The following is a 4012-nucleotide window of genomic DNA, read 5'->3' on the forward strand; positions in this document are numbered from 1 at the left end:
CGGGCGGGCTGCGCGCGGCGGACCTGCGCGATCCCGAGGCGCTTCGGCGCGCCCTGGCCGGCGCCACGCGCATCGTCAGCACGGCGCATGCGCGCTGGGCGCCGGCGCTGCTCGCCGCGGCCGCACCGGATGCCTCCTTCGTGCTGATGGGATCGACGCGCCGCTTCTCGCGCTGGCCGGACGCGCATGGCGACGGCGTGCGGGCGGGCGAGGCCGCCTTCCTGGCCTCCGGCCGCACCGGCGTGATGCTGCACCCGACCATGATCTACGGCGCGCAGGGCGAGGACAATGTGCGGCGCCTCGCCGCGCTGGTCGCGCGCCTGCCCTTCGCCCCGCTGCCCGGCGGCGGGCGGGCGCTGGTGCAGCCGATCCACCAGGACGACGTGACGCGCTGCCTGCTCGCCGCGCTGCGGCAGGCTTGGCGCGAGGCCGGCACGATCGTCATCGCCGGCCCCGCTCCCCTGCCCTATCGCGACTTCCTGCGGGCGGTGGCCGCCGCGGCCGGGCTGCGCGCGCCGCCCATCCTGCCCATCCCCGCCCTGCCGCTGCGCCTGCTGGCGCCGCTCACGCGCCTCATCCCCGGTCTCCCGCGCGTCACGGCGGACGAGATCCGCCGCCTGACCGAGGACAAGGATTTCGATATCGGTCCGATGCGCCGCATCCTCGGCGTCGAGCCGATCGGCCTCGAACAGGGCCTTGCCCTCACCTTCGCGGCGCCCCACACCTCCGCCTAACACGACGGAGACCTTCCCATGCCCGTGAACAACCGCATCGCCGATTTCCACGCCGAGATGACGGCCTGGCGGCGCGACTTCCACCAGCACCCCGAGCTCGCCTTCGAGGAGGTGCGCACGTCGCGCATCGTCGCAGAAAAGCTGCGCGAATTCGGCTGCGATGAGGTGGTGACCGGCATCGCGAAGACGGGCGTGGTCGGCGTGATCCGCGGCAACAACGCCGCCTCGGGCCGCGCCATCGGCCTGCGCGCCGACATGGACGCGCTGCCGATCCTGGAGGAGACGGGCGCCCCCCACGCCTCGACCATCCCGGGCAAGATGCACGCCTGCGGCCATGACGGGCACACCACCATGCTTCTGGGCGCGGCCAAGTACCTGGCAGAGACGCGCAACTTCGACGGCACCGTCTATGTCATCTTCCAGCCGGCCGAGGAGAATTTCGGCGGCGGCGAGGTCATGGTGAAGGAAGGCCTGTTCGAACGCTTCCCGATGGAGCGCGTCTTCGGCCTGCACAACTGGCCGGGCGTGCCGGCCGGCACCTTCCTCTGGCGCGAGGGCCCGGTCATGGCCGCGGTGGCGAATCTCGAGGTCACCATCACCGGCAAGGGTGCCCACGGCGCCATGCCGAACAACGGTAACGACCCGATCGTGATCGCCGCCGCCATCGTGCAGGCGCTGCAATCCATCGTGGCGCGCAATGTCGAACCGGTGGAGGGTGGCGTCATCACCATCGGCCACATCAATGGCGGGCACACCTACAACGTGATCCCGGAACAGGTGCGGATGCTCGGCACTGCGCGCTGGTTCGCCCCCGAGGTGGGCGACCTTCTGGAGCGCCGGTTCCTCGACACCGTGAAGGGCATCGCCGCCGCCTTCGGTGCCACCGCCGAGGCGAAGTTCATCCGCCTGTATCCGGCCACCATCAACGAGGTCGCCTCGGTGCACCTCGCGGCCGACGCCGCGCGCGCCGTGCAGGGCGACTCGCGCGTGCTCCCCATGTCGAAGCCGACCATGGGGGGGGAGGATTTCTCCTTCATGCTGAACGCCAAGGACGGCGCCTACCTGATGCTGGGCGGCGGCCGCGGTGCGGATGACGCGCAGGTCCACCACCCGAAATACGACTTCAACGACGACATCCTGCCGATCGGCGCCTCCTGGTGGTCGGCGCTCGCGGAAAGGCTGCTGCCGCGCCAGGGGTGACCCGCGGCCTCCGTTAAGGGGTTGGCAAGCGTTGCGGGCGAAGGTTGCGGAGGTCCTGCCCTCGCACCGGAGCCCGCCCATGCCTCGCACGCCCCGCCAGATCGATGCATGGCCCCTGCTGCCGCGCAGCGCCGCGGGCTGGGGGGGTGCGCCGCCGGTGGACGAACCCGCCCGCGCGGCCTTCGACGCCATGGCCGGCATCGCGGCCATGATGCTGGCCCTGCGCTGGCTGCTGCCCGATCCGGCCCTCGGATACCACTTTGCGGCGCAGGTGGCGCTGTGGGGCGGGCTTGGCGGCATGGTGGTGACGGGAGCGATCCTGGCGCTGCTCGCGGCGATGCCGCTTGCGATGCCGCTGATGGGCGCGATGGGGCCGATGAAACAGGCCGCGCTGCGCGCGCTCGACCACGCCGTGCACCTGGCGCTGGTGATGAGCTGCGCCGGGATGCTCGGCGCCCTGGTGCTGTTCGGGCATGTCAGCGTGCCGGTGCTCTGGTTCGCCGGGCAGGCGGCGCTGCTGCTGCTGTGCTACCGCGCGCGCATCTGGCTGGCCGGCTCGCGCACAGCCTGACAGGGTTTCGCCCGGAACGCCGCTGCGGGAGCATGCGATGCCCGCGCGCATGGCGGCCGTGCAAGCGCATCGCTATTTTCGCGACCCGCTTGCGGCCTGCGCGCAGGCCGCGCCATTCCTGCGCCCACCACGCGCAGGAGCCGCCCCATGCCGCATGACGGTCACCACCACACCGAGGCGCCGCCCGATGGCTGGAAGCATTCGGGCGTGCGGGTCATCCCGGCCGACAGCCTCGACCCCAATACGGCGCAGACGCCGGGGATGAACCGCGCCGCCGCGATCAACGCGGCGCGCGTCGGCGCGCAGAAGATCTGGGCCGGCACCGTGCACATCCACCCCGATGCCAAGACCGGGGCGCACCACCACGGCCATCTGGAGAGCGTGATCTACGTGGTGAAGGGCCGCGCGCGCATGCGCTGGGGCGAGAAGCTGGAATTCGTCGCCGAGGCCGGCCCGGGCGACTTCATCTACGTGCCGCCCTATGTGCCGCACCAGGAGATCAACGCCTCGGCCGACGAGACGCTGGAATGCGTGCTCGTGCGCTCCGACAACGAGGCGATGGCGATCAACATCGACATCGAGCCGGTGGAGAAGCCCGAGACGGTGCTCTGGGTGGACCCGATCCACCGCGCGCCGGGCGGCTGACGCACGTCGAGGGCGGCGGTCGACGTCGTCGGGATGGCGGGTGCTGCGCGGCGCACCGCACGCCAGGATTCCCGCGTAGTTCACGCGCAGGTCGGCGGCGCGCGGTGTGGCGCCGGCATCCGTGGATGACCCGCGCCGCCGCGATCAAGCAGCGCAGGATGCCGCCGGCGTGGACTCCCCTGCGATGCGCGCCATGGGACGCGTATCGCTGTCCACCACGATCAGCAGCCGCCCGGCGAGCGAGGTGGGCTGGCGATCGGCCGGGAGCAGCGCGGCGGCGCGGCGATCCTCCGCCGCCATCCGTTCGAGCTCCGCATCCAGCACGCCATGATGGTCGAGGAAGCGGTTCATCGCGCCGCCGATGCGCACGCAACCCTGGGAACCCGGCCGGCCGAGGCGCGGTTCGAGCAGCGCGGGGTCGGTCGCATGCAGCAGGAAGCGGATCTCCGCCTCGCTGCCATCCTCGCGCCAGCCGCGCTCGGCGGGCTGCCAGCCGAAATCCCACACCCGCGCCCCGCGCGCCCCGAGGCCACGGATTCCCTGCGCATTGGGCGTGCCGAGAGCGCGGTATCCTAGGATCGCGCCGTCATGCGCGAAGACGCCCGTGGGCGTCACGAAATACCCCTGCCGGCCGCGCGTTCCGGTGGCGGCAGGTGCCACCGCAAGCACCTCCCAAGGCCCCTCGGCGCGCAGCAGCATAAGTCCGATGCGCTGCACCGAGGGGGCACGGTCCACCAGCAGAGCGAGCTCGGCGCGCGGCGCTGCCTGGCCAGAGGCGGCCATGGCCTCCCGCGCCAGCGCGACCCAGCGCGCGGCCTGCGCGGGGTCGGGCCGTGCGGCGCCGGGCACCTCGGCCAGCATG

The 4012-nt window shown here is 72.4% G+C and carries 5 protein-coding genes; 4 read left to right on the forward strand and 1 reads right to left on the reverse strand.

Annotated elements, in window-relative coordinates; all coding sequences use genetic code 11:
- The 4 genes from HW578_RS23750 to HW578_RS23765 all read left to right on the forward strand — a co-directional run.
- Positions 1–734 (forward strand): SDR family oxidoreductase (locus HW578_RS23750; RefSeq protein WP_408906264.1); only part of this gene is annotated, 734 nt, incomplete at its 5' end.
- Between the two features lie 18 nt (positions 735–752).
- Positions 753–1934 (forward strand): M20 aminoacylase family protein, encoded by a 1182-nt coding sequence (locus HW578_RS23755; protein WP_198373183.1) that lies wholly within the window; start codon positions 753–755, stop codon positions 1932–1934.
- Between the two features lie 79 nt (positions 1935–2013).
- A complete protein-coding gene (locus HW578_RS23760) occupies positions 2014–2505 on the forward strand; it encodes a hypothetical protein (protein WP_198373184.1) in 492 nt (163 codons plus the stop codon).
- A gap of 147 nt (positions 2506–2652) precedes the next feature.
- Positions 2653–3150, forward strand: coding sequence for a cupin domain-containing protein (locus HW578_RS23765; protein ID WP_198373185.1), 498 nt, complete (start codon positions 2653–2655; stop codon positions 3148–3150).
- 144 nt (positions 3151–3294) lie between these two features.
- Here the strand turns inward: HW578_RS23765 and HW578_RS23770 are convergent.
- Positions 3295–4012, reverse strand: a 718-nt coding sequence (locus tag HW578_RS23770; protein WP_198373186.1) for a L,D-transpeptidase, incomplete at its 5' end; no start/stop codon positions are given.

It is taken from the genome of Roseomonas rosulenta, from assembly GCF_016106005.1.
Lineage (GTDB): Bacteria > Pseudomonadota > Alphaproteobacteria > Acetobacterales > Acetobacteraceae > Neoroseomonas > Neoroseomonas rosulenta.